The 1,013-nt window shown below is 69.4% G+C and carries 1 protein-coding gene; it reads right to left on the minus strand.

From position 1 onward, the window contains the following. On the minus strand, positions 1 to 878 hold an 878-nt coding region (locus tag MOPEL_RS09190; protein WP_245544752.1), incomplete at its 3' end, for an IS30 family transposase. Positions 879 to 1,013: the final 135 nt, after the last annotated feature.

Below are 1,013 nucleotides of genomic sequence, written 5' to 3' on the forward strand. Positions count from 1 at the left end.
CGCTCGACCAGGGTCCCGATGGCCGACCTGTCGGTCCCGATGATCAGGTCTCCTTCCCAGTGTCCGGGGATGGCGCGGTCGGCTGCCTCGGGCGGGCGAGCGCTCAGCACGACCTGGTCGGTGACGTGACCCTGGGGCTTGTTGCGGGAGCGTTCTCGGGGTTTGCGTAGTGCCCGACCGGTCCGTAGACAGGTGACGAGTTCGCGTTGCAGGGCGCCCCGGCCCTGGATGTAGAGGGCCTGGTAGATCGCCTCGTGACTGATCCGCATGGACTCATCCTCGGGGAAATCGAGCGGCAACCGGTTCGCGATCTGCTGCGGGCTCCACGCCGCGGCCCATCGACGGTCCGCCCGGTGCGGCTTGTTCAATCCCTTCCACGCCGGGGGCTTCGGGCCGGCGGTCACAGCACCGTCGGGTCCGTGGACCTCACCGGCCAGCCGTTCCTGGACGTAGGATCGCAGCCGCTCATTGCCGGCTAGCTTCGCGGTCTTGGGACGCTTGGCGGCCTGTTGAGCCTTCCACTGCGCCACGCCCGCGCGATACTCCAACTTGCCGGCGCGGGTGGCCGCGTTGCGACGCAGCTCTCGGGAGATCGTCCCCGGGTCACGTCCCAGGGCGCGGGCAATCCCGCGTACCCCGAGGCCCTGTGCCTTCAGGATGGCGATCTCCTCACGCTCGGTGAAGGTCAAGTAGCGGCCCGTGGGCTCGGCCAGGCTGATCGGTGGCATGCCGCCAGCGTGGCGAAACCATCTGCTGCCCACCGACACTGACACGCCCACCGCCAACGCCGCTTCCGCGGTGTTCACCCCCGTCGCGATCAGACGCCAGAACTGGCGCTGCACCGCCCGCGACGGCTCGGGCCGTCCCGGGGACCGCATCGGCGGCCGCAGCGCTCGATCAGCACGCCACTGCCGACGCACCCCCTCGGGCACCTCGCTGGCCTTCCGGGACCAATCCGACTTCGCCACCACACACCTCCACGATCAAGGTGTTGCGACGACCACTTGAATCCG

The organism is Mobilicoccus pelagius NBRC 104925, assembly GCF_000247995.1.
GTDB lineage: Bacteria > Actinomycetota > Actinomycetes > Actinomycetales > Dermatophilaceae > Mobilicoccus > Mobilicoccus pelagius.